Source organism: Pararhizobium sp. O133, assembly GCF_051669845.1.
Classification (GTDB): Bacteria; Pseudomonadota; Alphaproteobacteria; order Rhizobiales; family Rhizobiaceae; genus Pararhizobium.
Window position 1 is genome coordinate 3,413,502 of the sequence record NZ_CP196426.1, and the last position, 25,781, is coordinate 3,439,282.

The following is a 25,781-nucleotide window of genomic DNA, read 5'->3' on the forward strand; positions in this document are numbered from 1 at the left end:
TTGGTGGCGAAAGCAAGTGTCGAACAGCGCAAGGTCTGGGTCTACGAGGGACATACACCCCGGCCTGGCTTGACCGCGCTCTTCCGTGGACGGGAGGGTAGGCAGGATTTCTATCGCTACTGGTTCCAGGAAGGACCGAGCAACGCGCTGGATATCTGCGTCTATTTCGCGCTCATGATCTTGCCGATCGATAGGTGCTCGGACCTCGGCGGCCGCTACAGCCGCTATGCCATTCCACGCCAGTTCAAGCAGCAGGAAAAGCGTGCGCGCGCCAATCTGGCACGGCTCCGTCCCGATCTCAGCGATGCCGAACGCGATGCCATGTTTATCGCCAATTGCGATGCTCAGGGGCGGTTCGTGGCGGAATATTCGGTGCTGATGCGCATTGCCACCGCCAAGCCCCGGCGTGTTCAGCGCGTCGGAACGGACGAGATGCTCGAAGCCGTCCGGCAGGGCCCGGTCATCCTTGCCGCCATGCATCTGGGCAACTGGGAAATCATGGCGCCGGAACTGGTCGACATGGGCGTGGTGCCCAATGTCAATTTCGCTCCGCCACCGCAACGGGGCCGCAACTGGATCACAAGGCGGGTCAGAAGCAAGGCCGGGCTACGCTTGATGCCATCCGGGTATGCCAGCATTCGCCCGGCCCTCAAGGAACTGAAATCCGGCGGCGTCATGGTACAATTTTGCGACGAGGGATTTCGCGGCGTCGTACGTGGCCCGCTGTTCGGCCGCAAGCCGAACACGGAGTGCAACATGGCGGTGATCGCGCGACTTGCCCGCATGACCGGCGCAAAGATCGCACCGATCTATTGTGTGCGCACTCACCAGGCACGGTTTATCTTCCACTGCGTCGAGCCCTTCAGCCTGCCGACTGCCGACGGCAAGAGCGATACACTGATGGATGACATCGTCTTCATCAATGCGGTGGTCGAGCCGATTATCCGTGCCCATCTCGAACAGTGGTATTTCCTCGACAACCGCCTTCCCGCGGGCGCTGCCTGAACGCGTTGCGGCCGCACAAGGGCGGCCGCAAACATTTTCGATTGGGGTGACGAAGTTCGTCAGTCCTTCTTCATCGGCGGGATGACGCGCAGCGACAGTTCCATCAACTGCTTCGGCATGGCCGGTGCCGGAGCGTTCATCAGAAGGTCCTGTGCCTGCTGGTTCATCGGGAACAGGGTGATTTCGCGCAGATTCTTGGCACCGAGCAGCAGCATGACGACGCGGTCGATACCAAAGGCGCAGCCACCATGCGGAGGCGCACCGTACTGGAAGGCGCGGTACATGCCGCCGAAGCGTTCCTCGACATCCGTCTGCGACAGGCCGACCAGCTCGAACGCCTTGACCATCAGTTCCGGCGACTGGTTGCGGATCGAGCCCGAGGCGATTTCGAAGCCGTTGCAGACGGCATCATACTGATAGGCCTTGATGCCAAGCGGATCCTGCGTCTGCAGGGCTTCGAGCCCACCCTGCGGCATCGAGAACGGGTTGTGGGCGAAATCGACCTTCTTGTCTTCCTCGCTCCATTCGTAGAACGGGAAGTCGATGATCCAGCACAGTTCGAACCGCTCGCGATCCACAAGGTTCAGGTCTTCGCCGGCCTTGGTGCGGGCTTCGCCTGCAAACTTGTAGAACTTTGCGGGCTCGCCGGCCACGAAGAAGCAGGCGTCGCCGAATTCGAGGCCAAGCTGCTCGGCAATCGCGGCCGTGCGATCGGGACCGATATTCTTGGCGAGCGGACCGGAACCGGCCGTGGCGCCATCCTCTTCCTTGCGCCAGAAGATATAGCCGAGACCCGGCTGGCCGGTCGACTGCGCCCAGGCATTCATGCGGTCGCAGAAGGCGCGGCCGATCGGTTCATCGGTATTGGACTTGCGCTTGACCGGGATCGCCCAGACTTCAACCTTCGGGTTGGCGGCGATCATGCCGGCAAACACCTTGAAGCCGGAGCCAGCGAAATGGTCTGTGACAGCCTGCATCTCGATCGGGTTGCGCAGGTCCGGCTTGTCGGAGCCGTATTTGCGGATGGCCTCGTCATACGGAATGCGCGGCCATTCCTTTGTAACGGGCTTGCCTTCGGCGAATTGCTCGAACACGCCGGTCATGATCGGCGCCATCGTGTCCCAGACGTCTTCCTGGGTGACGAAGCTCATTTCCAGGTCAAGCTGGTAGAATTCGCCCGGCAGGCGGTCGGCGCGCGGGTCTTCGTCGCGGAAGCACGGGGCGATCTGGAAGTAGCGGTCGAAACCGGCCACCATCAAAAGCTGCTTGTACTGCTGCGGCGCCTGCGGCAGCGCGAAGAACGTGCCGGGATGGATACGGCTCGGCACGAGGAAGTCGCGCGCGCCTTCCGGCGACGAGGCCGTCAGGATCGGTGTTGAATATTCGGCGAAACCGGCCGAGTTCATGCGCGAGCGCATGTCGGAAATGATCTGACTGCGCTTGACTATGTTCTTGTGCAGCGTTTCGCGGCGCAGGTCGAGGAAGCGGTACTTGAGGCGGATGTCTTCCGGATAGTCCGGCTCGCCGAAGACCGGCAGCGGCAGTTCCTTGGCGGCGGAGAGCACTTCGATCTCCTGAGCGTAAAGTTCGATCTCGCCGGTCGCCATCTGCTTGTTGACGGTCTCGTCGGAACGCGCCTTCACCGTGCCGTCGATGCGGATGACCCATTCGCCGCGCACGGTCTCGGCGGCCTTGAAGGCCGGCGAGTCGGGATCGACGACGATCTGCGTCATGCCGTAGTGATCGCGAAGGTCGATGAACAGCAGGCCCCCATGGTCGCGGACACGGTGGACCCAGCCGGAAATCCTAACGGTCTGGCCGACATCGGCTTTGCGGAGAGCGGCACAAGTGTGGCTGCGGTAACGATGCATGATAGTATCCTGGAACCGAGGGGCCGCGCGGCCACGCCAAAGCGCGCTGCGGCAGCGTCAAAATCGGGCGGAAAAGCGCATGATGAGGCCGATTTGTCAAGGCCGCGCGTATCGGCGCGGGGTTCCCATCAGCCACGAAACACCGCCACCGGGCCGAACTCGCCTCCGGCGATCCATGCTTGGATAGAATGGACCATCAATTTTCGTGGCTGTTTTTGCCGGTCGGCTGCGGCTAACAATGGGGCTCGGCACGCAGGCATGGAGTCGCGTCCGTCTGGATACCCGATCTACATGTCCCAGATTCGCCCACTCATTCCCCTTCTCGTCACCGCAGGCATTCTCATTGGCGGCAACGGGCTTCAGGGAACGTATATTTCGCTGCGTGCCCTGCAGGAAGGCTTCTCCACCTCGGTCATCGGGCTTGTCGGCACCGGCTACAATATCGGCTTCGCCATCGGCTGCATCTATGTGACCCGCATCCTGCGTTCGATCGGGCATATCCGCACTTTCTCTGCGATGGCCGCGATCGCATCGGCGGCGTCGATCGCCATGGTCCTGCTGATCGATCCCTGGTTCTGGTTTGTCATGCGTCTCGTTGCCGGCATCTGTTTCGCCAGCCTGTTCGCCACCGTCGAAAGCTGGCTGAATGCGCGGGTAACCAACGCCAACCGCGCCCGGACGCTCTCGATCTACCGTCTCGTCGATCTCGGCTCGGTGACGGCGGCGCAATATCTGATCCCAACGGTCGGCATCGAGGGATTCCAGCTTTTTGCCATTGTCGCGATGGCGCTCACTTTGTCGCTGGTGCCGATCTCGCTCGCCGACCGCTCCAGCCCCGGTGTACCCGAGGCCATCAAGTTCGACGTCAAGGCGCTCTGGAACATTTCGCCGCTGGCGACCATCGGCTGCATCGTCGTCGGCCTAACCAACTCGACATTCCGCTCACTGGGGCCGATCTATGCCGATGGCATCGGCCTGTCGATTACCGCCATCGCCACGTTCATGAGCGTCGGCATTATCGGCGGCGTGGTGCTGCAATATCCGCTCGGCATCTATTCCGATCGGCTTGACCGCCGGCTGATCATTCTCATCGCCACCTTCGGCTCGCTGCTTGCCGGCCTGTTCCTCGCCTTTGCCGCCGGCAACAGCGAATGGCTGAATTTCGTCGGCATCTTCGTCTTCGGCGCCTTCGCCATGCCGCTCTATTCGCTCTGCTCGGCCCATGCCAACGACCATGCCGCCGAGGGGCAGCATGCGCTCGTCTCGGCCGGCATGCTGTTCTTCTGGTCGCTCGGCGCCATTATCGGCCCGCTCTTCGCTTCCGTCCTGCTGGATCATTTTGGGCCACAGGCGCTGTTCATCTATACAGCCGCCGTGCTTGCCACCTTCATGCTCTATACGCTGCAGCGCATGACGGCGCGCGGTGCCGTACCGACCGGACAGCGCACCATGCGCTTTCGCAACCTGCTGCGAACCTCCGCCTTCTTCAACAAGCTCGCGGCCGCGCCCGGCGAGAAGAAGGATGTCTGATGGCTGCGGCAAGATGCCGGTCCTGAATGGCCCCCTTGTCAATTGCTGAATGCGTCCATCAAGTTTAAGAACACAACACAGTTACATCACCCAGGACCAGACCATGCCGATCATCAGCCGCCGCACGCTTCTGAAGGGATCGGCCGCCGCTGCCACGTCGTTCGCGCTCGGCGCGGGCCTGGCCGCCCGCAACGGGATCGCCGCTCCCACCCCGGTTCTCCTGAAGGCGCAGTTCACCGAGGCGAGGCTCGCGGCCGACGGCGTCACGCCAAAAATCATGACCTACGGTCTGGGGGACGGCACGGCAACCGGCGTGCCGCCGGTCCTCAGGATGAAGAAGGGGGAACCCTTTGCCGCCCGACTTCTCAATGCGTTGGACGAGCCGACGACCGTACACTGGCATGGCATGAGGATCGTCAACAGCATGGACGGCGTGCCGGAAATGACGCAGCCCTATGTCTATCCCGGCGACGGTTTCGACTATGCCTTCACGCCGCCGGACGCCGGCACCTTCTGGTATCATCCCCACTGCAACACGCTGACGCAGATGGGCCATGGGCTGACCGGCGTTATCGTCGTCGAAAATCCCGCCGATCCTATTTTCGATGCCGAGATCGTGCTCAACCTGCGCGACTGGCGGCTGGGCAGGGGCGGAGAATTCTTGCCCCCCTTCAAGCCGCGCGATGCCGCCCGCGGCGGCACCTATGGCACCGTGCGAACCGCCAACTGGCAGCAGGAACCTATGCATCAAGCGCCGGCCGGCGGGCTTTTGCGCGTCCGTCTTGCTGCAACGGATGTGACGCGGATTTACATACTCGGTATTGAGGGTGCGACGGCAATGGTCGTGGCGCTCGACGGCAATCCGGTCGATGCGCCCTTCCCGCTCGATCGGCTGGATTTTGGGCCGGGCCAACGTGTCGAACTGATCGTGCGTATGCCGGACGACGAGGGCGCCGTCGTCAAGCTCGGTAACTTCCGTGGTTCGAGCCCCTTCACCATCGCCTCGATCACAGCGACCGGTCAATCGCTGAAGCGGGACATCCGCGACGTCAGGCCACTGCCGGCCAACCCGATCGCCGAGGCCGACCTGTCGACAGCCGAGAAGATCCCGCTGGACTTCACCGCCACCGCCGAGCATGCGCCATCACCCAGCATTTGCGGCACGATCGGTTACACGTTCTGGGCCATCAACAAGGTGCCGTGGCCGGGCGACACGCCCGATCCTGTCGCGCCGCTGTCCGACCTGAAACTCGGCAAGAGCTATGTCCTTCAAGTGCGCAATCGCACACCGCACGCCCATCCGATCCATCTGCACGGGATGACCTTCCGCATCCTGAAGTCCAACACCCGCAAGATACTGCCACCACCCACCGACACGATCCTGCTCCAGCCGGACGAACAGGCAGAACTGGGGCTCGTGGCGGATAATCCCGGCGACTGGCTGCTCCATTGCCACATCATCGAGCATCAGAAGACCGGAATGACCGGATATTTCCGGGTCGCCTGAGCTTTTTCGATTGTGACACCGGGCATGAAGGGATACATCGGGTGAGTTTTAACGCCGCATTTCCGCCACAGTGATTGAAGTTTGATGATCGAGACAACCGCTGAGCTTGCCGCCGCCTGCAAAACGCTGGCCGAGGGGCAATACCTGACAATCGACACGGAATTCCTCCGCGAAACCACCTTCTGGCCGCAACTGTGCCTGATCCAGATGGCCGGACCGGATATCGCCGTCATCGTCGATCCGCTGGCAAAGGATATCGACCTTGCGCCCTTCTTCGAACTGATGGCCGATACCAGCGTCGTCAAGGTGTTCCATGCGGCGCGACAGGACATCGAAATCATTTATAATCTCGGAAAGCTGATCCCGCACCCGATCTTCGACACGCAGGTCGCCGCCATGGTCTGCGGCTTCGGCGACAGCGTCTCCTATGATCAACTCGTCAGCCGCATCAAGGGCGTCCATATCGACAAGTCCTCGCGCTTCACCGACTGGAGCCGCCGGCCGCTGTCGGACAAGCAGCTGGACTATGCGCTGGCCGACGTCACCCATCTGCGCGACGTCTACCTGCACCTGAAGACCGAACTCGAGCGCGAAGGCCGCTCGTTGTGGCTGACCGAGGAAATGGCGATCCTGGAGGCCACGGAAACCTACGATATCCATCCGGACGACGCCTGGCAGCGCCTGAAGATGCGGCTGAAGAAGCCGGTGGAACTGGCCGTGCTGCAGAAGGTCGCCGCCTGGCGCGAGCGCGAGGCGCGCAACCGCAACGTTCCCCGTGGTCGTATCCTGAAAGACGACGGTCTCTACGAGATCGCCCAGCAACAGCCCAAGGATGCCGAAGCCCTGTCGCGGCTACGCACCATCCCGAAGGGCTGGGAACGGTCGGCCGCCGGCACGGCGATCCTCGAAGCGGTCAATGCCGCGGTCGAGATGCCCAAGGCCGACATGCCGAAGATCCCGCGCCAGAGCCAGTCTCCGGAAGGCGCCCAGGCCGCCGGCGAAATGCTCAAGGTCCTGCTCAAGCTGATCGCCGAAAAACAGGGCGTCGCCGCCAAGATCATCGCCAACAGCGAAGATCTTGAGCGCATCGCCTCGGAGGGCTCGAACGCCGATGTCGGCGCTCTCAAGGGTTGGCGGCGCGAACTGTTCGGCGAAACCGCCCTGAAGCTCATCAACGGCGAAGTCGCCCTGCGCTTCGTTAATCGCAAGATCGAGGCCGTCGAGGTCTGATAACAGACGATATCAGGGGTGCATCCTGGCGCCCTTGGTGATCTTGTCGATCAGCTTCTTGTCCGCATGAATGGCAATGCCGACGACCTTGGCATCGGCTGGACCGAACTGCGCAAACACGGCCCGGTTCGCCGCATCATGGCCGGTCGAAAACATTTCCTCGATATAGAGCGATGACGTGATCTCGCGCTCCAGCGTACGGCGATGGATCTTGCCAAGCGTTTCCTGATCGGAAGACAGGACGATGATTGGCTGGATGCTCAACGGATTGTAGACGTTGCCATCGGCATCGCGGTAAGCTTCGCCGATAATGCCGGGCTTTTGCGCGGTGATGCCGCTGGTCAGGAATGCCGTCACGTTCAGCTTCTGCCAGGTGGCCAGGTCGTCGCGCAACACGATTGCAAATTTGGTCTCGAACATGAATGCCAACTCCACTCTTGGAAACAGGATGCTTGTAACGTCGGCAGGCTCCATAGCCTGCGCCGGCCAGAGCAATCTTGAACGTTCGTGCACGACCAACGACAGCATCCGCATCGCGCCCGCCTCCGGCGGCATTGCCCGGATCGAGGCGCAATTCCACGGCGACGCCTTCGAGCCGCACCGTCACGACACCTATGCGCTCGGCCTGACACTGCGCGGCGTGCAGACCTTCAGCTATCGAGGCATCGTGCGCTACAGCCAGCCCGGCAATGTCATCGTGCTGCACCCGGATGAGGTGCACGACGGCGGTGCCGCGACTGAAGAAGGCCTGCGCTACCGGATGATGTACCTGCCGCCGGAAATGCTGATCGATGCGCTGGGTGACCGTCGCGGCGGCCTGCCCTTCGTCGGCTCCCCGGTCGTCGCCGATCGCGCCTTTGCCGAAAGCCTTGCCGATGCCATGCGGGATCTGAATGGTGAAATCGGCGATCTGCATATGAATGATATTGTTTCCCGGATTGCCGACGGCCTGTTGCGTCATGCCGACAGCGCCGTTGGAAAGGTTGGAGGCAAGACGGATGCAAACGCCATCCGACGCACCTGCGAGCATCTGCAGGCCCATTCGCAACGGCAGGTGACGTCAGGTGAACTGGAGAAGGTGAGCGGCCTCGACCGCTTCACGCTGGCACGGCATTTTCGCGCGAGCCTTGGCACCAGCCCGCACCGCTACCTCATCATGCGGCGGCTGGAGCGGGCGCGCGACATGATCGGCAGCGGCCGGAGCCTGGTCGAAATCGCGCTCGAAACCGGCTTTGCCGACCAGGCGCATTTTACCCGTCACTTCAAGAAGACCCATGGAATGACGCCCGGACGCTGGGCAACCCTCTCGAGCCAGTCATAAACAGTTACATGAAATCGCTTGACGCACCCTGTCCAAATGGAACAATGCCTGTAAGCACCGGGGGAGCGGAGCTGGAATCATGAGAGAAATATCCCCGACAGAGAACTGGTTGCTGATCACGCTCGGTATGGCGCTCAGCGGCGTTCTCTACAGCCTGGCGGTCTTCCCGGAAGAACCCTTGATCATCGGAGCGATCTTCGCGGTCTCCATGGGCTTGCCCATGATCGCCTTCGAGCGGCGCGTTCTACTTCGTTCACTCTATCGGCGGATCGAAAAGCTCCCGACTGTCGCCTTCATCGCAGCCGCGTTGATCATCTATGAGATCCTGATGAGCGCCGGTTATGCCGTTGCCGCCACGTTTCTCTCCTGGCTAGGCTTCCTGAAACCACGCGCGGCAATCGATCTGCTGATCATGCCGTTCGACGTCTTTCTCTATGCTCTCGCCGTCTGCGCGCTGATCGTCTTCATCCTGCGGGTCCGCGACCTTCTGGGCCGAGATATTTTCACCAGCATGCTGATCAGCCGCTACCGCGCGCCGGTCAAGGAAGAGCGGATTTTCCTGTTCATCGACCTCGCTGATTCCACCTCCTATGCCGAAAAACATGGCGACCTGCGCGCCCAGCAGTTCCTGAAAGCCCTTTTTGCCGCCTTTGCAGAACCTGTCCGCCGCTACAATGGCGCGATCGACGATTATGTCGGCGACGCCGCGATCGTCACCTGGCCGCTGAAACGTGGTGTCAAACATGCCCGCTGTATCCGTTGCGTCTTCGACATCCTCGACGATATCCAAGCCAATGCAGAGGCCTGGCAGAAGAAGTTCGGCCAGGTGCCGCGCCTGCGGGCGGCCATTCACGGCGGCCCCATCATAACCGCCGAAATCGGTATCGACCGGCACAAGATCGCCTATTTCGGCGATACGGTGAACACGACCTCAAGGCTGGAAGCGCTGTGCAAGTCCCTGAACCAGCAGGTGCTGATTTCCACCGATCTCGCCCAGCGCATCAAGGTGCCGGACGCATTCTCGCTTCAGGATCTCGGCACGCATGCCGTCAAGGGACGCGGGCAGACGGTCGGGGTGATGTCGCTTGCCGGGCGCAAACTAGCGCCGGTCATCGCGCCCTTCGAGTTGCGGATACCGGCCGAGTAAAAGGCGCCGCCCCTTTCGTCCGAACAAAAAGCCGATGAAACACAAAATGACAAACCTGCCGAAAAATCGGCAGGTTTGTCAGCAGTCTGAGACCTCGCAACTCGCCTTGCGAAGCCTGTCAATTGTTTCGCGCGAGGCCATAGCGGTCAGAGAAGAAAATAACCCTTGAAAAGCGCCACCGCGTCATCGAGATGGATGGTAAAATCCGCTTTCTTGTCTCCGTTGACATCGCCGTAGATATAGGTGTCCGAGGCCTTCTTCTCATAACGCAGTTCACCCGCCTTGCCGTGGAATGCAGCGGTGCCGATGAAGGTAAAAGCGTCGTTCGCCTTGGTCTTGCTGTTGGCATCCATGTAGGACAAGTCGATCTTGTCGCCGCCGGCGCCGGAAAAGTCGAAGATCGTATCCCGTCCGAATGAAGCGACGGTCGATTCCGACTTGTCGCCGAACCGGAACACATCCTTGCCTGCACCGCCATAAAGATCGTCGGCGCCCTTGTCACCGTAGAGGATGTCATTGCCGCCGGCACCGCTGATGACGTCGTTACCGTAATTTCCGGACAGGAAATTTCCTTTGTCATTGCCGTAGAGCTTGTCGGCGAATTCCGATCCGAAGAAATTCTCGACGGAGGAATAGGTGTCGCCCTTGGCCTCGTTCGTGTTGATGGACGCCTTCGCGAGACTCGCCGTAACGCCTTTTGTCGCAAACATGTAATATGCCGTGTCGGAGCCCGATCCACCGACAATTTTGTCGGCGCCAGCGCCACCCAGGAAATCGTCATTCCCGGCATTGCCGTTCAGCGTATCGTTGCCGTCGCCACCGATCAGCCCATCACTGTATTTGGTACCGTTGATGGTATCGTTTCCGGAAAGGACCATCGACACGAACGCGGCATCATTTCCGGCAAAGACGGCGTCACCAAGCTTTGCCGCGGACAGTTTCAGGCCGGTAATGGATATCGCCGCTTTTCCACCGATAACAACGTTGATGCCCGTTACGGTGCCGGCCGTGACATCGGTGACGGTTCCCGACGTGATCTTGACCTTCAATCCTGTACCGGAAAAAGAGGTGTAATTTTTTGAATCATCAAAGAATTTGACAATTGTTGATGAAGCCGACGTCTTGTCGTAGTAAAACAACTCTTCCACAGTCGTTTGCAGCATATCGACGCCGCGCCCAAGGTCTCCATATGTGATTTTCGCCATAATAACCCCCTCAAATCATTAAATTCAGCTAATCTTATATAGTATTATTGGGACAGGGAATGGCCGTCAAGACGCAGGGGGCAGGCTCTAACCTCGACCATATGATCTATAAAATTTATTGCGCGAACCGGAATGCGATCCGCTTGCCCGTCAGCTTCGCCAATTGCTGCAGCCGTCCGTCCAGCCTTTCCCCCTCGAATTCCGAATAGGCGGCCGGAATGATGAATTCCAGGTCGAGGTCGGCTGATTTGGACGGGCGAATATCGAGATTGCGCACGACGCCCGGCATGGATGCCGACAGCAGGTAGACGACGCGCAGGAGTCCGCCGAGCAGCTTTGCCAGTTCGAGCAGGCGCGGCGTCGCGATGGCAGCCAGCGGTTCGGTGGCGCCGTCATCGTTCAGGCCTTCGAAGCGATAGTAGTTGGCAAGCGCGATATAGGCGCGGCCGGCATGGGTGATGCCGGAAAACGTGCTGTGGGCGATGATGTTCAGGGCCTGCAGACCACGATAATCGGGATGGGCGCGCCAGCTGATATCGGCGAGCAGACAGGCCGCCTGACGGTAGCGCCCCTCTTCCTCTGTCTCGTTGATGCCGAAATGCGGCACCATCTTGCCGCTCCAGTCGGCAAGCTCGCGCGCGTGCTCGGGCGAACGGGCTCGCAGGATGGCGATTTCGCGCGCCGCCGTTAGGAGCGGATCGTGGGCGCGGACCGTATCCGACAGGAGCGATAGCAGATAGCCTTCGCGAACGCCGAGAGCCGAGAACGAGATGCGCGCCGGCTTCATCTGGGCGATTACCTCCTGCATGGCGATGGCGCCGAACGGCAGAAGGTTGCGGCGGCTCTTGGAAATATGGGCGTAGGCTGGAGCTTTGAGGTCCTTCGGCTCGATGACCTCCGGCAGGAAAGCCATGGCCTCGTCAAAGGAGATTTCGTAGCCCTGCATCATGTGCAGCGGATAGTTGCGCAGTTCCATGTGCAGCTTGGCGATCGAGCGCCAGGTGCCGCCGACCGCATAGAAGGTGCGCCCTGCCCCCTTTTCGAGAACGCTGGCGCCCTTCATGTGGCGGCGCACATGGCTGCGCGCCTTGACGATCGAACCTTCCGCATGCTCTGAAAGCCGGATACCGCCGAGCGGCAGGGTAATGCCCTTGCCGATCTTCGTGCCGGCGATATCGACCAGTTCGAGCGAGCCGCCGCCGAGATCGCCGACGATGCCGTCTGGGTCGTGATAACCGCTGACGATGCCCATGGCGGAGAAATAGGCTTCCTCTTCGCCGGTCAGCACGCGGACCTTCTGGGCGAGAATGATCTCGGCACGCCGGATGAAGTCCGGCCCGTTCGAGGCGTCACGGGCGGCGGCGGTCGCCAGCACGAAAACCGTCGAGGCGCGCGCCTGCGTCGACAAGGCCCGGAACCGGTGCAGCGCCTTCAGCGCCCGCTCGACACTTTCAGCATCCATGCGGCCGGTCGCGTCGATGCCCTTGCCAAGGCCGCACATGACCTTTTCGTTGAACAGGATGGCCGGGGAGCGGCTTAGCCCTTCATAGATGACCAGTCGAATCGAGTTCGACCCGATATCCACAACCGAGACCGGGGCAATTCCAGGCAAACGCCCCTGGGCTTCAGATTCTACCATGCCATTCCGTTTTATCTTCCGCGGCCGCTGTTCCAGCCGGCAATTACCTTGGGCGTGCTGGATTTCAAGGCCTCGCCCCGCCCGGACAGGCTGGGATTGGTCATGAAGTAGACCTGCGCATTGAACGGTTCGGAATCCCGCGCCACTTCCATACGCCGCGACGTTCCGTCCGGCAGGATTTCGTAGCTCTGCTGGTTGTCGATAAGATTTCCCAGCATGATCTGCGACAAGACCTGTTCATGCACGGTCCGGTTGATGAGAGGCACCAGGGTCTCCACCCGCCGATCCAGATTGCGCGGCATCATGTCCGCGGAGCCGATATATACGAGCGCATGCTCGGATGGAAGCCCATGGCCGTTGCCGAAGCAGAAGATGCGCGAATGCTCGAGAAAGCGGCCGACGATCGACTTGACGCGGATATGATCAGACAACCCGGCCACCTGCGGCCGCAGGCAGCAGATGCCGCGCACCACCAGATCGATTTCCACGCCGGCCCGGCTGGCTCGGTAGAGCGCGTCGATGATTTCCGGATCGACCAGCGAATTCATCTTCATCCAGATAGAAGCCGGACGGCCGGCCTGCGCGTGGACGATTTCCTCGCCTATATGCTGGAGGATGCGTGGTCGCAGCGTGTGCGGTGATATGGCCAGCTTCATGCCCGCTTCCGGTTCGCCGTAGCCGGTGATGAAATTGAAGATATTGGCCATGTCATGGGCAATCTTCGGATTGCAGGTGAAGAACGACAGGTCGGTATAGATTTTCGCCGTCACCGGGTGATAGTTGCCGGTGCCGAGATGGCAGTAGGTCCGCAGCTTGCCCTCTTCGCGGCGCACGACCATCGACATTTTTGCGTGCGTCTTCAGTTCGATGAAGCCGAACACCACCTGCACGCCGGCGCGCTCGAGGTCGCGGGCCCAGCGGATATTGGCCTCTTCGTCGAAACGCGCCTTCAGCTCCACCAGCGCCGTCACCGACTTGCCGGCCTCGGCGGCATCGATCAGGGCGCGCACGATCGGGCTATCGTTCGAGGTTCGGTACAACGTCTGCTTTATCGCCAGGACGTCAGGATCGCGTGCAGCCTGCAGCAGGAACTGGACCACCACGTCGAAACTCTCATACGGATGGTGGACGACCATGTCCTTTTCGCGGATGGCGGCGAGGCAGTCGCCGGCATGTTCGCGGACACGTTCAGGAAATCGCGCATTGTAGGGCTCGAAGCGCAGATCGTCGCGCGGCGCCTTGGTGATCTCGGAGAGCGTGTTGAGAGCGAGAAGCCCGGGAAGGACTGCCACGCGGTTTTCCGGGACGTTGAGCTCCGAAACGACGAAATGGCGCAGTTCCAGCGGCATTTCCGAATCGATCTCGATGCGGATGACCGAACCGCGGCGGCGGCGCTTCAGGGCGGTTTCATAGAAGCGGACGAGATCTTCGGCCTCTTCCTCGACTTCGATATCACTGTCGCGGATGATGCGGAACGTACCAGAACCCTTGACCTCGTAACCGGGGAAGAGCCGCTCGATGAACAGGCTGACGGCGTCTTCCAGCGTGATGTAGCGGATTACCGACTTGGCGTCCGGCAGGCGGATGAAGCGGTCGAGCGCCACAGGCAGGCGCAACAGAGCCGTCATCGGCTCACGACCATGCTTGCTGACCAACTGCAGCCCCATGCTGAAGCCGAGATTGGGGATGAACGGGAACGGATGCGCTGGGTCGATCGACAGCGGCGTCAGGACCGGGAAGATCGCCTGATCGAATTCATTGGCGAGCCATGTCCGGTCCTGCGGCGATAGCGACACCGGGCGGACGATCAAAATATCTTCCTTGGCGAGATATTGCTGCAGGACGGCAAGCGAGGCCTGTTGCTCCATCTGCAGGTTGTCGATTTCTTTCAGGATGTCTTCCAGCTGTTCGGCCGGCGTCTTGCCATCCGGGCTGCGGACCACCACACCCTGGCGCACCTGGCCTTCGAGGCCAGCAACGCGCACCATGAAGAATTCGTCGAGATTGGCAGCCGAAATCGACAGGAAACGCACGCGCTCGAGCAGCGGGTGGGCCGTGTTCAGCGTTTCTTCCAGAACGCGCCGGTTGAACTGCAGCCAGGAAAATTCGCGATTGATGAAGCGTTCCGGGCTGGTCAGCAGGTCAATTTCGTCGGCCACCGGCATATTGGTGTTCGTTGCTGATGTGGCTGTATCCATTGTCCCCGACCCGCATTTCCTGCTTTTCTTGAAGCAGCTATCCCAGTTTGACGACGGAACTGTGACAGTCAATCGATTTCGCGTGTCTTTCCAATGCTGTTGAGCACTTCAAGGGCCAGTGCACGGTTGATGCGCGTGCCGCGTGCGAGCGCCAGGTGATCAAGGCGCTCGATGATCGTCTGGGCACTGTCGAGCGAACGCTCCATCCGCGCGACGATGTAGGCGATCAGGCGATCGTCCACCGCGAGTTGGCGGTCGGCGAGGAGCTTGACCAGAACCTGGGCCAGCAGTTCGTCATCCGGCTCGCCGATCTCGACGACCGTCGCCGCCTTGAGGCGGGAGCGCAGGTCCGGCAGCTCGACCGACCAGGACATCGGCCACAGCCGGCTGGTGATCAACAGGCTCTGGCCATTTTCGCGCACGCTGTTGATGACGTGAAAAAGCGCCCGGTCGTCGAACCCTTGGCGATCGGCATCCTCGAACAGGACCGGATGGGCCGCGGCGATCTCGGCGGCATTGCTGCCTGTGGTCGGATGAATGGCAACGGCGCCGCTGTGTTCCCGCCAGATCGAGGCCAGATGCGACTTTCCGGATCCGACCGGCCCGGCCAGAATAACGACGGGTGACGGCCAGCGCGGCCAGCTGTCGATGATGGACACGGCCGCCTTCAGCCGCTCCGACACGAGCAGGTCGTCACGCCCCGTCTGGGGCTCGTGCTCGAAAACGAGCGGCAGCTGTTCGAACTTGCGGACCATACGCTGTTACTCAGGATGCTTTTCCGGATATTTATGCTCCGGCTCGATCGTCAGGATGTGGCGGTGACCATGATAAAGCGTGCTGTCAAGGTAACGCCCGATACCGAAGCGGACAAGCACGCCGATCGCGGCGGCGGCCGGCACGGCGACCAGCAGCCCGACGAAACCGAACAGCGCGCCGAACGCCAGGAGGGCGAACATCAGCCAGACGGGATGCAGACCGACACTTTTGCCGACCAGCCGCGGCTGCAGAATATTGCCCTCGAGGAATTGTCCGGCAAAGAAGATCGCCGCCACGATGCCGATGTTGAGATAATCCGGCCAGAACTGGACAAGCGCCACGCCGACGGCAAGAACAAGGCCGACCATCGAACCGACATAGGGGACGAAACTGATCATGCCGGCGAACAGGCCGATCAGCAGGCCGAAGTTGAGACCAGCGAGCGTCAGGGAAATGCCGTAGAACAGGCCGAGGATGATGCAGAGCGAGCCCTGCCCGCGCACGAATCCGGCAATCGTCGTGTTCATGTCGCGAGATATCTGGCGGACAGTCGCAACGTGATCGCGCGGCACCCAGCTATCGACCCGGTCGACCATCCGGTCCCAATCGAGCAGCAAATAGAAGGCGACGACCGGCGTGACGATGAACAGCGAGAGGATGTCGAGCAGCGCCATGCCGGAATTCCACAATTGCTGGAACAGCGTGCCGAGGAACCCCGCGCCTTGCTCCAGGAGTTTGGCGGAGTTCTGCTTGATCGTGTCCATCTGGCCGGAAACCCAGTCGGGCAGCCAGGCGGTATCGGGGCTCGTCAGGAATGCCTGGAGCATGGAAACATAGCCCGGCATTTTCGCGATGAATTCCGACGCCTGGGTGAAGACGATCGGGATGATGACGACCAGCGACAGCGCGAAGACGACGACGAAGCCGATCAGGATGACCACCGTGGCCATCAGCCGGCTCAGACCCCGCCGCTCCAGCCAGTCGGCGACCGGATCGAGGAAATAGGCGAGCGCCATGCCGGCGATGAACGGCAGCAGGATGGTCGAGAAGACCATCAGGAAGGCGATGAAGCCGGCGAAGAAAAGCAGCCAGAAGATGATCTGGCGCTGCAACCCGCTGCCGCTCAGTTTGTTGACCATGCCGCCGTTCCGATATCCTGTCGCTTGCGCCGTGCCACGCAGCTTCCACCGCTGGAGATAGGATGTGCCACCGACCATGGTCAAGCCTGCGGCGGAAAAGGTCACGTGCAACAGGGCAAAACGGTGAAAAAGCGGGACTTATGGCGGCAATCGGCTTGCACTCGCCGCACCGCCATGCCAATCGCAATCCGAATATGACGAGCAGCGGAGAGCGAGCCATGAGCGAGCCTGGAAAGAATGGTCTGACCTACAGCGATGCGGGTGTGGATATCGATGCCGGAAACCTCATGGTCGAAAAGATCAAGCCGCATGTGCGCTCGACCCGGCGTCCCGGCGCCGACGGCGAGATCGGCGGTTTCGGTGGCCTGTTCGACCTGAAGGCCGCGGGTTTCACCGATCCGGTCCTGGTGGCCGCCAATGACGGTGTCGGCACCAAGCTCAAGATCGCCATCGACGCCGACAAGCATGACACGGTCGGCATCGACCTCGTCGCCATGTGCGTCAACGACCTCGTCGTGCAGGGCGCCGAGCCGCTGTTCTTCCTCGACTATTTTGCCACCGGCAAGCTCGATCCGGACCAGGGTGCGTCGATCGTCGCCGGCATTGCCGCCGGTTGCCGCGATGCCGGCTGCGCGCTCATCGGCGGCGAAACCGCCGAAATGCCGGGCATGTACGCGGGCGGGGATTACGACCTCGCGGGCTTCGCGGTCGGTGCTGCCGAACGCGGCCAGTTGCTGCCGGCGGGCGATATCGCCGAAGGCGACGTCATTCTTGGCCTTGCCTCTTCCGGCGTTCATTCAAACGGTTATTCGCTGGTCCGCAAGATCGTCGCCCTGTCGGGCCTGTCCTGGGATGCGCCCGCACCCTTCGGCGATGGCACGCTGGCCGATGTCCTGATGACGCCGACCAAGATATACGTGAAGCCGTTGCTGAAGGCGATCCGCGAAACGGGCAAGATCAAGGCGCTGGCCCATATTACCGGCGGCGGATTCCCGGAAAACATCCCGCGCGTCCTGCCGAAGCATCTCGCCGCCGAGATCGATCTCGACGCGATCAAGACGCCCGCCGTCTTCTCCTGGCTCGCCAAGACAGGCGGTGTCGCCGCCAACGAAATGCTGCGCACCTTCAACTGCGGCGTCGGCATGATCGCCGTCGTCAAAGCGGAAGACGCCGAAAAGGTCGCCGCCATCCTGACCGCCGAAGGCGAAACCGTCTTTACGCTCGGCCGCATGGTCGCGCGGGAAGAAGGTGCCGCCGGCACCATCTACAAGGGCGCGCTCGCCCTATGACCGCGACGGAAAATGCGGCTCGCAAGCGGGTCGTGGTGTTCATTTCCGGCGGCGGCTCCAACATGCTGGCGCTGGCGAAAGCCGCAGCCGAACCCGATTTTCCGGCCGAAATCGTCGCCGTCATGTCCGACAAGCCCGATGCCGGCGGCCTCGCCAAGGCGAAGGCGCTGGGGATCGAGACCTTCTCCTTTTTCCGCAAGGACTATGACAGCAAGGACGCCCATGAAGCGGCCATCCTGTCACAACTCGCCGAGCTTGCACCCGACCTGATCTGCCTTGCCGGCTACATGCGCCTGCTGAGCGCCACCTTCATCAATGCCTATGAAGGCCGGATCATCAACATCCACCCGTCCCTGTTGCCGCTGTTTCCGGGTCTGCACACCCACCAGCGCGCCATCGACGCCGGCGTGAAGTCTGCCGGATGCACGATCCATTTCGTTACAGAAGGCATGGACGAAGGTCCGGTCATCCTGCAGACGGAAGTGCCGGTGCTGGAGGGCGATACCGCCGAGACGCTGGCCGCGCGCGTCCTTATCGAGGAACACAAGTCCTATCCGGCCGCCCTGCGGCTGGTTGCCGAAGGCAAGGTGCGGATGGTGGATGGCCGGGCGGTTCACGGGGATAGCAGTTCTCGATAATTTCAGCGGTGGCCTACTACAATCGATCACTTGGCCAACCGGTTGACCAAGGTTTGGATCATGCATATCCTGCATAGAGGTCCAAGTCCCTTCTGCAGACGTGGAGGCACCCATGACAATAGAAGTAAAAGTAGCGCAAGCGAAGACCCACCTTTCCCAACTTCTCTCCAAGGTCGAGGCAGGCGAAGATGTCATTATCTCCCGTGGGAACGAGCCCATCGCCCGCCTCGTTCGCATTGATGGTCGCAGCGAACGAATTGCCGCAATCGAGGCACTCAGAATGGAAAGAAAGCGGCATAAGCCCGTAACGAGCGAGGAAATATTAGAGTTCCGCGACGAAGGCCGCCGCTGGAAATGAACTTCGTCGTTGACGCTTCGATCGTTGCTGCCTGGCTGCTCCCCGACGAAGAAAATGACCTGGCGGAAAAAGCACGATCTGCCATGATCGACAAAGATGCTCTTGCCCCGGATCTGCTCTGGCATGAGATACGCAATATTCTTGTCATTGCCGAAAGACGAAATCGGGTGGCGGAGGACGGTATTGCAAACCTGATCGTCAATCTCCGGCGAGTCCCATTGCGGATCGTCGACATGAATGACGATCTCAGGATCGTACAACTTGCAAGGGATCATCGGCTTTCCGGCTACGACGCCACTTATCTGGCACTTGCCATTACCGAAAATCTTCCGCTGGTAACCCTCGACAAAAAGCTCGTTAACGCAGCCCGTGCGGTCGGACTACCGCTTTTGGCTGAGGATCAAGTTATCGAGCCAGCTTTTCCCTGTTCAGCATCGCCCATTGCAGCAGCATGAGGGTCTTGCCGTCGCAGATCTCGCCGCGGCTGATCATTTCCATGGCTTCCTTGAGCGGCACCTCGATCACCTCGATATCCTCGTCCTCGTGCGCGGCACCGCCACCATCCTCGGCGCGCACCGTCACGTCAATGATTGCCGCAAAGAAATGGATTGTCTCGGTCACCGCACCCGGCGACATGAAGGCCTGGAACACCGGCTGGACGTCGGTCACCAGATAACCTGTCTCCTCCATCACCTCGCGCCGGATCGCCTCCGTCGGATGATCGCCATCCAGCAGGCCGGCCGGCGTTTCCAGCAACCAGCCGGAATGGCCGTTGAGATGCGCCGGCATGCGGAACTGCCGCACGAGAATGACGCTGTCGCGCCTGGCATCATAAAGCAGGATCGTTGCGCCATTGCCGCGATCATAGACCTCGCGCTTCAGCTTCTTCGTCACCCCATTCGAGCCGGTATAGTTGAAGGTGACGTTGCGCAGATGGTACCAGTTTTTCGAAAGCGTCTCGTCCTTCAGGACTTCGATTTTTGCATTCTCGAATTTCGTCATGCGTCTTTCAGTCCTTGCGCATCCATATGTGATTGTCGTGGAAGGCCGCGCCGCCATAGGGGGCAGCAGCGTCGGCGCCGGTGAGCACGTTGATGCCCTCGCCGTCCAGATGCGTGTCGTTCGGCCAGAGACCTTCGCAGATCACTACGCCGCGCCGCGCGCCGCCGCCGATCTTCGCATGCAGCCGGATTTCGCCGCGCTCATTGCCGATCCGGACGATATCGCCATCGGCAATGCCGGATACGGCCGCGTCATCGGCGTGGATCATCGCTTCGGGGCGGACTTCCTTCTGGATCGACGACGGGGTCTCGGCGAAGGTCGAGTTGAGGAACGACCGCGCCGGCGATGTCGCCAGACGGAACGGGTGCTTTTCGTCGGCGATCTCGATCAGATCGACATGATCGGGAAATTCGGGCAACTGTTCGTGCGGTCCGAAGACGCCAAGGGCTTTCGGCGGTTTGTTCGGGGCCGCCTGCCCGGTCCAGTCTGCCTTGAAATGGAATTTGCCGTCGGGATGGGCAAAGCCCTTGATAAAATGCGCGGTCTCGAAATCCGGCTGGATGTCCATCCACTTGTCGCGCTTCAGACCTTCGAAATCCGTGCCATGATTGACGAGGATGCGGTCGATATGCTCGCGTTCGCTGCGGCCGAAACCCGGCCGGTCGGCGACGCCGAGGCGCTTGGCCAGTTCCTCGATGACGAAGAGATTGGTGCGCACCGTCGATGGCGGCTCGACGACTTTGGGCCCAAGCAGGATATGCTGGTGGCCGCCACCGCGATAAAGATCGTCATGCTCGAGGAACATGGTGGCCGGCAGGACGATATCGGCGAGCTTGGCCGTATCGGTCATGAACTGCTCATGCACGGCGACAAAGAGATCGTCGCGCAGGAAGCCGCGCGTCACCAGCCGCTGTTCCGGCGCGACATTGACGGGATTGGTATTCTGGATGAGCATCGCCGTCACCGGCCCGCGGTAGCGCAGCGCCTCGGCATCGCCGGTCAATACGCGGCCGATCTGCGACTGGTCGAGCATGCGGATATCCGGATCGAGCATGGCCGTGCCCATCAGGTCACGCTTGTCGAACTTGAAGATATCGTTGTTCGAATGAAACGCCCCGCCTCCCTCATGCTTCCAGGAGCCGAGCACGGTCGAGACAGAAGCGGCCGCATGGATAGCGACGGCGCCGTTGCGCTGGCGGGTGAAGCCGTAGCCGAGGCGAAAATAGGTTTTCGGCGTCGTGCCGATCAGCTTGCCAAAGGCCTCGATCTCCTCGACCGGCAGGCCGGTGATGGCGGAGGCCCATTCCGGCGTGCGGGTCTTCAGGTGATTTTCCAAACCCTCCGGATCATCGGCGTATTGGGCCAGATAGGCGCGGTCGGCATAGCCGTCGCGAAAGGCGATATGCATGGCCGCGCAGGCCAGCGCCGCATCGGTGCCGGGCTTCAGCACCAGCCCCATATCAGCCTGCTTGACCGTCGCATTGTCGTAGATATCGATGACGACGATTTTCGCACCACGGTCCTTGCGGGCCTTCACAGCATGCGTCATCACATTGACCTGGGTGGCCACCGCATTGGTGCCCCAGATGACGACGCAATCGGACTTCGCCATTTCGCGCGGGTCCGGCCCCCGCAGACCGCCCGCTCCCATCGACATGCCGGTCCAGGCCAGGCTGGTACAGATCGAGCCGAGGAAACCGGAATAGCGCTTGGCATGCCGCAGCCGCTCGATGGAATCGCGCTGCACCTGTCCCATCGTACCGGCGTAGAAATAGGGCCAGACGGCTTCCGAGCCAAGTTGCTGCTCGGCCTTGACGAAGGCGTCGGCGATCTCGTCGAGTGCGTCCTCCCAAGTCACATCCTGCCAGCCGCCCTCGCCCTTGGCGCCCTTTCGGCGCTGTGGCACCATCAGCCGGCCGGGATGATAGATGCGCTCGGAGTAGCGAGCCACCTTGGCACAGATGACGCCGGACGTGTAGGTATTGGCGCTGGCCCCGCGCACCCGACCGATCCGGCCCTCCTGCGTCAGATCGATCTCGAGCGCGCAGGCGGAGGGACAGTCGTGCGGACAGACCGAATGGCCGACGGACTTTTCTGGCTTGATGGGGGTCGCAACGTTCATGGCTTTTCTATATTGCATCGCGGCAGGGTCTCAAAGTCCCCTCCATCATGCATTTCAAACTTTCATCGGGCCGATAAGGGACGCGAATGAATTACCGTCACATCTACCACGCCGGTAATTTTGCCGACGTCCTGAAGCACGCGGTGCTCGCCCGGCTGGTCGTTTACATGGCGCAGAAGGACAAGGCTTTTCGCGTCCTCGACACCCATGCCGGTATCGGCCTCTACGACCTGTCAAGCGAGGAAGCCCAGAAGACCGGCGAATGGCGCGACGGTATCGGTCGCATTCTCGGCACAGACATTCCGGCGAAGGCCAAGGCGATCCTGGAGCCTTATCTCACCGCCGTGCGCGATCTCAATCCGGACGGCGGCCTGACGCTCTATCCCGGCTCGCCGAAACTCACCCGCATGCTGATGCGGCCGCAGGATCGCCTCTCGGCGATGGAACTGCATCCGGACGATTACGAGACGCTGCACCGCCTGTTCGACGGCGATTTCCAAAGCCGGATCACCGAGCTGGACGGCTGGCTGGCGCTCGGCGCGCATTTGCCGCCAAAGGAGAAGCGCGGCATCGTCCTGGTCGATCCACCCTTCGAAATTGCAGGCGAATATGAGCGGCTGGTGGACGGGCTTGCCAAGGCCTGGCGCCGCTTTTCCGGCGGCACCTTCTGCCTGTGGTATCCACTGAAGCAGGGAGCGCCGATCAAGGAATTCCACGAGGCGCTGAAGGCGCTGGAAATTCCCAAAATGCTCTGCGCCGAACTGTCGGTGCGCAGCGAGCGCGATACGACAGGGCTTTCCGGAACGGGGCTGATCATCGTCAACCCGCCCTTCACGCTGAAGGAAGAGCTCGACGTCGTCCTGCCCTTCCTGAAGGACCGGCTGAAACAGGACCGCCACGCGTCGGCCCGCACCTTCTGGCTGCGCGGCGAGGAAACGATCGAGCGCGACTGACGGGGCTTGACGGTCCGCCTTCGTCAGACGCAATCTGCTGACGGTTCGGCCAAGGCACATTCGGGGAGACGATCATGACAGGAAGGCTCACACGATCGGCGCTTCTCTCCATCGCCCTCCTTGCATCCCCAATGGTGCCGACCACGGCCGCCGAGCAAGTCAGCGCGACAGGCGCCTATAGCGGCAGCGGTTGCGGCCATGCCGACGTGCTTGGGTTCATTCGCTCCAACTTCCAGTACAAGGCCGAAAATTACCTGAGGAGCGACATCACCATCGCCGATGTCTTCGACATCAGGCAGAAGCGGCTGGAGCTGCGCGACGAGACGCGGCCGGTCGAACGTGAATATTGCCGCGCGACAGTGCTCACCAGCGATGGGCGCAAACGCCCGCTCTGGTATCTGATCGAGCGTGGCTGGGGTTTTGCCGGTTTCGGCTCCAATATAGAATATTGCCTGAGCGGCCTCGATCCCTGGTACGTTCATGGCGCGCAATGCGCATCGGTTCGGTGATCCGCTTGCTGTTTCCCGCCATCCGCCGTCTCGTTCCGGTCCTCATCGGCCTTCTTGCTCTTGCGGCCTGCAGTGGCGAACAATCCGAAGAGAAGCCAACGCAGAAGAAGGCCGATACGCCTCTCACCACGACGCCGATCGCCGGCAATCCGACGGCGAAGACGTCGTCCAAGGCCAAACCGGTACCCATGGGCAACGGGTTCGATTTCTACGTTCTGTCGCTGTCCTGGTCGCCAACCTGGTGCCTGGAAAACGATCCCAAGGGGCGTTCGCAGCAATGTGCAGCCGAAAACAGCCACGGCTTCATCGTCCATGGGCTCTGGCCACAGAACGAGCGCGGCTATCCGGAATTCTGCCGCACCCGCGAACCGGACCGCGTGCCGGAAGCCTTGGGGCGCGGCCTGTTCGATATCATGCCGTCGATGGGACTGATCGGCCATCAATGGCGCAAGCACGGATCATGCTCGGGGCTGAGCCAGAAGGACTATTTCGCCGTTCTCAGGGCGGCGCGTGAACGAATCGATATCCCTGCATCGCTGCAAACCGTTCAGCAGCAACAACGCACAACACCTGCCGATATAGAAACCCGGCTGACCACCGCCAATCGCGGCTTGCAGACGAACGCGATCGCTGTCGAATGCGCGGGCGGGCGGGTCGAGGAAGTCCGGATCTGCTTCAACAAGGACCTGACCTTCCGCGCCTGCGGCGAGATTGACCGAGGCGGCTGCAAGATGAAAAACCTCAGCCTGCCCGCCACACCTTGAGCCCCTCGATTATCCAGAAAGAACAGCCAATGAAAATCCTCTACTCCCCCTCCTCGCCCTATTCCAACAAGGCGCGCATGGCCGCCCACCATGCCGGCCTGACGGTCGAGAGCGTACTGACCGACACCAATGCCAATCCGCCGGACCTGATCGGCAACAATCCGCTCGGCAAGATTCCGACGCTGATCACGGCGGATGGCAAGGCAATCTTCGATAGTCGCGTCATCATGCAGTTCATCGACCGCGAGACGAAGGGGAAGCTCTATCCACGCAATGCGCAGAAGCGTACCGAAGTGGAGATGCTGGAAGCGCTGTGCGACGGCATCTGTGATTCTCTGCTGGCGATCGTTTACGAGAAGCGCTTCCATCCGCCGGAAAAGATCCATCAGCCCTGGATCGACCGGCAGTGGGAAAAGGTTACCCGGGCGCTCGATCATCTCAACGCCAATATGCCGAAAACCGCCGCCAAACTGCATGCCGGCCATTTCGCCATGGCCGCGATGCTGCGCTATATCGAACTGCGCTTTACCGGCGAATGGCAGAAGGGCCGACCGAAGCTGAAGAACTGGATGCAGAAATTCGAGAAATTCTTCCCCGATCACGCCCAGTTCAAGCTCTGAGCGCCTGCCGAAGACCAGACAGCAAAAAGGCCGGATCGCGCCGGCCTTTTTGTCATTCGCGGGTCTGACGGGTCAGAACTTGACGCCCATGCCGACGCGGACGCTGTGTTCGTCATAACCCGACGAAACCTTGCCGCCATTCAGGCTGAAGTCCTTCGAACCGTAGTCCGAATAGCGGTATTCGACGCGCGCCGTGACATTGTCGGTCACGAAGGCTTCGGCACCGGCACCGGCCGTCCAGCCGAGCAGCGTCTTGGAGTCAGAGCTGCCGCCCTGTGCGGCCTTGACGTTAGAGGCGGCGACACCGGCCGTACCGTAGACGAGAACCGGGTTCAGATCGACGCCGACGCGACCGCGGACCGAACCGTTGGCGCGCTGGCTAAGGCCGACATTGCCGTTGCTGCTGTCGTTGTCGCCGTAGTTCACATCAGCTTCGGCACCGTAAACGATCTGGCCGCTCTGCATGTTGTAGCCGCCGTAGAGACCACCGCCAAAGCCAGCAGCCGAACGATCGCCGTTGGCGTCGAAATTGCCGTGCGCCCAGTTCGCTGTACCACCGACATAAGCGCCGGACCAGTTCTTGGCGGCCGGCTCGGTATATTCAGCAGCCGGAGCTGCCGGAACTTCGTCGATCGCGTCAGCGGCATGAACCGCCGAGAAAGCGATGAGGGATACAGCCGATGCCATGAGAGTGGTGGTGAGAATACGCATTAAAGTCTCCTTTCGAACCGATGTCCCGGACCCTTGCGGTCCCTGTTTGATACATCGGGCAAATTTCAATTAACCTCGCCCGGTTGACGGAGAAATTGGCGACCAAATGCGGATTCACAAGAGCCAAATTGTGAAATTTTAGTGGCGGCGACGCGGCCAAAATGCGATGTTGCTTTGTAGCCACAGGGTAATTATTAACCAAAAAATCAGATTAACTTAATATATACTATAACACTCGAAAACAATTCAATTTAGCGCGTTTCCATT

At 61.0% G+C, this 25,781-nt stretch carries 24 protein-coding genes; 14 read left to right on the top strand and 10 right to left on the bottom strand.

Annotated elements, in window-relative coordinates:
* Positions 1–3 precede the first annotated feature (3 nt).
* Positions 4–1,005 (top strand): lysophospholipid acyltransferase family protein, encoded by a 1,002-nt coding sequence (locus ACST81_RS16360; RefSeq protein ID WP_438749212.1) that lies wholly within the window; start codon positions 4–6, stop codon positions 1,003–1,005.
* Positions 1,006–1,064: 59 nt separating this feature from the next.
* On the opposite strand, the gene aspS is transcribed toward ACST81_RS16360, so the two are convergent.
* A complete protein-coding gene (gene aspS, locus ACST81_RS16365) occupies positions 1,065–2,876 on the bottom strand; it encodes an aspartate--tRNA ligase (protein WP_438749213.1) in 1,812 nt (603 codons plus the stop codon).
* A gap of 291 nt (positions 2,877–3,167) precedes the next feature.
* Between aspS and ACST81_RS16370 the strand changes: the two genes are divergently transcribed.
* The 3 genes from ACST81_RS16370 to rnd all read left to right on the top strand — a co-directional run bounded on the left by ACST81_RS16370 (position 3,168) and on the right by rnd (position 7,143).
* Entirely contained in the window at positions 3,168–4,406 is a 1,239-nt protein-coding gene (locus ACST81_RS16370) for an MFS transporter (protein WP_438749214.1), read from the top strand.
* Between the two features lie 103 nt (positions 4,407–4,509).
* Positions 4,510–5,913, top strand: coding sequence for a multicopper oxidase domain-containing protein (locus tag ACST81_RS16375; protein WP_438749215.1), 1,404 nt, complete (start codon positions 4,510–4,512; stop codon positions 5,911–5,913).
* Between the two features lie 84 nt (positions 5,914–5,997).
* Positions 5,998–7,143: a ribonuclease D gene (gene rnd / locus ACST81_RS16380; protein ID WP_438749216.1), complete on the top strand. Its 1,146-nt coding sequence runs from the start codon at positions 5,998–6,000 to the stop codon at positions 7,141–7,143.
* Between the two features lie 12 nt (positions 7,144–7,155).
* Here the strand turns inward: rnd and ACST81_RS16385 are convergent, their stop codons facing one another.
* A complete protein-coding gene (locus tag ACST81_RS16385) occupies positions 7,156–7,563 on the bottom strand; it encodes a DUF2000 family protein (RefSeq protein WP_438749217.1) in 408 nt (135 codons plus the stop codon).
* Between the two features lie 28 nt (positions 7,564–7,591).
* On the opposite strand from ACST81_RS16385, the gene ACST81_RS16390 reads away from it, so the two are divergent.
* Both ACST81_RS16390 and ACST81_RS16395 read left to right on the top strand, forming a co-directional pair.
* Positions 7,592–8,464 carry an AraC family transcriptional regulator gene (locus ACST81_RS16390; RefSeq protein ID WP_438749218.1) on the top strand — a complete coding sequence of 291 codons (873 nt, stop codon included), beginning with the start codon at positions 7,592–7,594 and terminating at the stop codon, positions 8,462–8,464.
* Positions 8,465–8,543: 79 nt separating this feature from the next.
* The gene (locus tag ACST81_RS16395) at positions 8,544–9,611 is read left to right on the top strand and encodes an adenylate/guanylate cyclase domain-containing protein (RefSeq protein WP_438749219.1); all 1,068 of its coding nucleotides are present in this window, start codon (positions 8,544–8,546) and stop codon (positions 9,609–9,611) included.
* A gap of 146 nt (positions 9,612–9,757) precedes the next feature.
* Here ACST81_RS16395 and ACST81_RS16400 read toward each other — a convergent pair whose 3' ends face one another.
* The 5 genes from ACST81_RS16400 to ACST81_RS16420 all read right to left on the bottom strand — a co-directional run bounded on the left by ACST81_RS16400 (position 9,758) and on the right by ACST81_RS16420 (position 16,548).
* A complete protein-coding gene (locus ACST81_RS16400; protein WP_438749220.1) occupies positions 9,758–10,816 on the bottom strand; it encodes a calcium-binding protein in 1,059 nt (352 codons plus the stop codon).
* Positions 10,817–10,931: 115 nt separating this feature from the next.
* Positions 10,932–12,455 carry an exopolyphosphatase gene (ppx, locus tag ACST81_RS16405; RefSeq protein WP_438749221.1) on the bottom strand — a complete coding sequence of 508 codons (1,524 nt, stop codon included), beginning with the start codon at positions 12,453–12,455 and terminating at the stop codon, positions 10,932–10,934.
* Positions 12,456–12,466: 11 nt separating this feature from the next.
* Positions 12,467–14,653 carry an RNA degradosome polyphosphate kinase gene (locus ACST81_RS16410; RefSeq protein WP_438749222.1) on the bottom strand — a complete coding sequence of 729 codons (2,187 nt, stop codon included), beginning with the start codon at positions 14,651–14,653 and terminating at the stop codon, positions 12,467–12,469.
* Between the two features lie 68 nt (positions 14,654–14,721).
* Positions 14,722–15,408 (bottom strand): DnaA regulatory inactivator HdaA, encoded by a 687-nt coding sequence (gene hdaA / locus ACST81_RS16415; RefSeq protein WP_438749223.1) that lies wholly within the window; start codon positions 15,406–15,408, stop codon positions 14,722–14,724.
* Between the two features lie 6 nt (positions 15,409–15,414).
* A complete protein-coding gene (locus ACST81_RS16420; protein WP_438749224.1) occupies positions 15,415–16,548 on the bottom strand; it encodes an AI-2E family transporter in 1,134 nt (377 codons plus the stop codon).
* Positions 16,549–16,766: 218 nt separating this feature from the next.
* Between ACST81_RS16420 and purM the strand changes: the two genes are divergently transcribed.
* The 4 genes from purM to ACST81_RS16440 all read left to right on the top strand — a co-directional run bounded on the left by purM (position 16,767) and on the right by ACST81_RS16440 (position 19,288).
* Positions 16,767–17,837, top strand: coding sequence for a phosphoribosylformylglycinamidine cyclo-ligase (gene purM / locus ACST81_RS16425; protein WP_438749225.1), 1,071 nt, complete (start codon positions 16,767–16,769; stop codon positions 17,835–17,837).
* Positions 17,834–18,475: a phosphoribosylglycinamide formyltransferase gene (gene purN / locus ACST81_RS16430; protein WP_438749226.1), complete on the top strand. Its 642-nt coding sequence runs from the start codon at positions 17,834–17,836 to the stop codon at positions 18,473–18,475. The genes purM and purN overlap by 4 nt, the downstream gene beginning before the upstream one ends.
* 112 nt (positions 18,476–18,587) lie before the next feature.
* On the top strand, positions 18,588–18,833 hold the full coding sequence (locus ACST81_RS16435; RefSeq protein WP_438749227.1) for a type II toxin-antitoxin system Phd/YefM family antitoxin: 246 nt from the start codon (positions 18,588–18,590) through the stop codon (positions 18,831–18,833).
* Positions 18,830–19,288 carry a type II toxin-antitoxin system VapC family toxin gene (locus ACST81_RS16440; protein ID WP_438749228.1) on the top strand — a complete coding sequence of 153 codons (459 nt, stop codon included), beginning with the start codon at positions 18,830–18,832 and terminating at the stop codon, positions 19,286–19,288. Before ACST81_RS16435 ends, ACST81_RS16440 begins: the two co-directional genes overlap by 4 nt.
* Here ACST81_RS16440 and ACST81_RS16445 read toward each other — a convergent pair.
* Positions 19,239–19,835 carry an NUDIX domain-containing protein gene (locus tag ACST81_RS16445; RefSeq protein WP_438749229.1) on the bottom strand — a complete coding sequence of 199 codons (597 nt, stop codon included), beginning with the start codon at positions 19,833–19,835 and terminating at the stop codon, positions 19,239–19,241. The genes ACST81_RS16440 and ACST81_RS16445 overlap by 50 nt on opposite strands.
* Positions 19,836–19,842: 7 nt before the next feature.
* A complete protein-coding gene (locus ACST81_RS16450; RefSeq protein ID WP_438749230.1) occupies positions 19,843–21,975 on the bottom strand; it encodes a molybdopterin oxidoreductase family protein in 2,133 nt (710 codons plus the stop codon).
* Between the two features lie 68 nt (positions 21,976–22,043).
* Between ACST81_RS16450 and ACST81_RS16455 the strand changes: the two genes are divergently transcribed.
* The 4 genes from ACST81_RS16455 to ACST81_RS16470 all read left to right on the top strand — a co-directional run bounded on the left by ACST81_RS16455 (position 22,044) and on the right by ACST81_RS16470 (position 24,803).
* Positions 22,044–22,910 carry a 23S rRNA (adenine(2030)-N(6))-methyltransferase RlmJ gene (locus tag ACST81_RS16455; protein ID WP_438749231.1) on the top strand — a complete coding sequence of 289 codons (867 nt, stop codon included), beginning with the start codon at positions 22,044–22,046 and terminating at the stop codon, positions 22,908–22,910.
* 74 nt (positions 22,911–22,984) lie between these two features.
* Positions 22,985–23,419, top strand: coding sequence for a hypothetical protein (locus ACST81_RS16460; RefSeq protein ID WP_438749232.1), 435 nt, complete (start codon positions 22,985–22,987; stop codon positions 23,417–23,419).
* Complete coding sequence (locus tag ACST81_RS16465) at positions 23,401–24,183, top strand: ribonuclease T2 family protein (RefSeq protein ID WP_438749233.1); 783 nt, start codon at positions 23,401–23,403, stop codon at positions 24,181–24,183. The genes ACST81_RS16460 and ACST81_RS16465 overlap by 19 nt, the downstream gene beginning before the upstream one ends.
* 29 nt (positions 24,184–24,212) lie before the next feature.
* Positions 24,213–24,803: a glutathione S-transferase gene (locus ACST81_RS16470; RefSeq protein ID WP_438749234.1), complete on the top strand. Its 591-nt coding sequence runs from the start codon at positions 24,213–24,215 to the stop codon at positions 24,801–24,803.
* Positions 24,804–24,875: 72 nt separating this feature from the next.
* On the opposite strand, the gene ACST81_RS16475 is transcribed toward ACST81_RS16470, so the two are convergent.
* Positions 24,876–25,514, bottom strand: a complete 639-nt coding sequence (locus tag ACST81_RS16475; RefSeq protein ID WP_438749235.1) for an outer membrane protein — start codon at positions 25,512–25,514, stop codon at positions 24,876–24,878.
* Positions 25,515–25,781 lie beyond the last annotated feature (267 nt).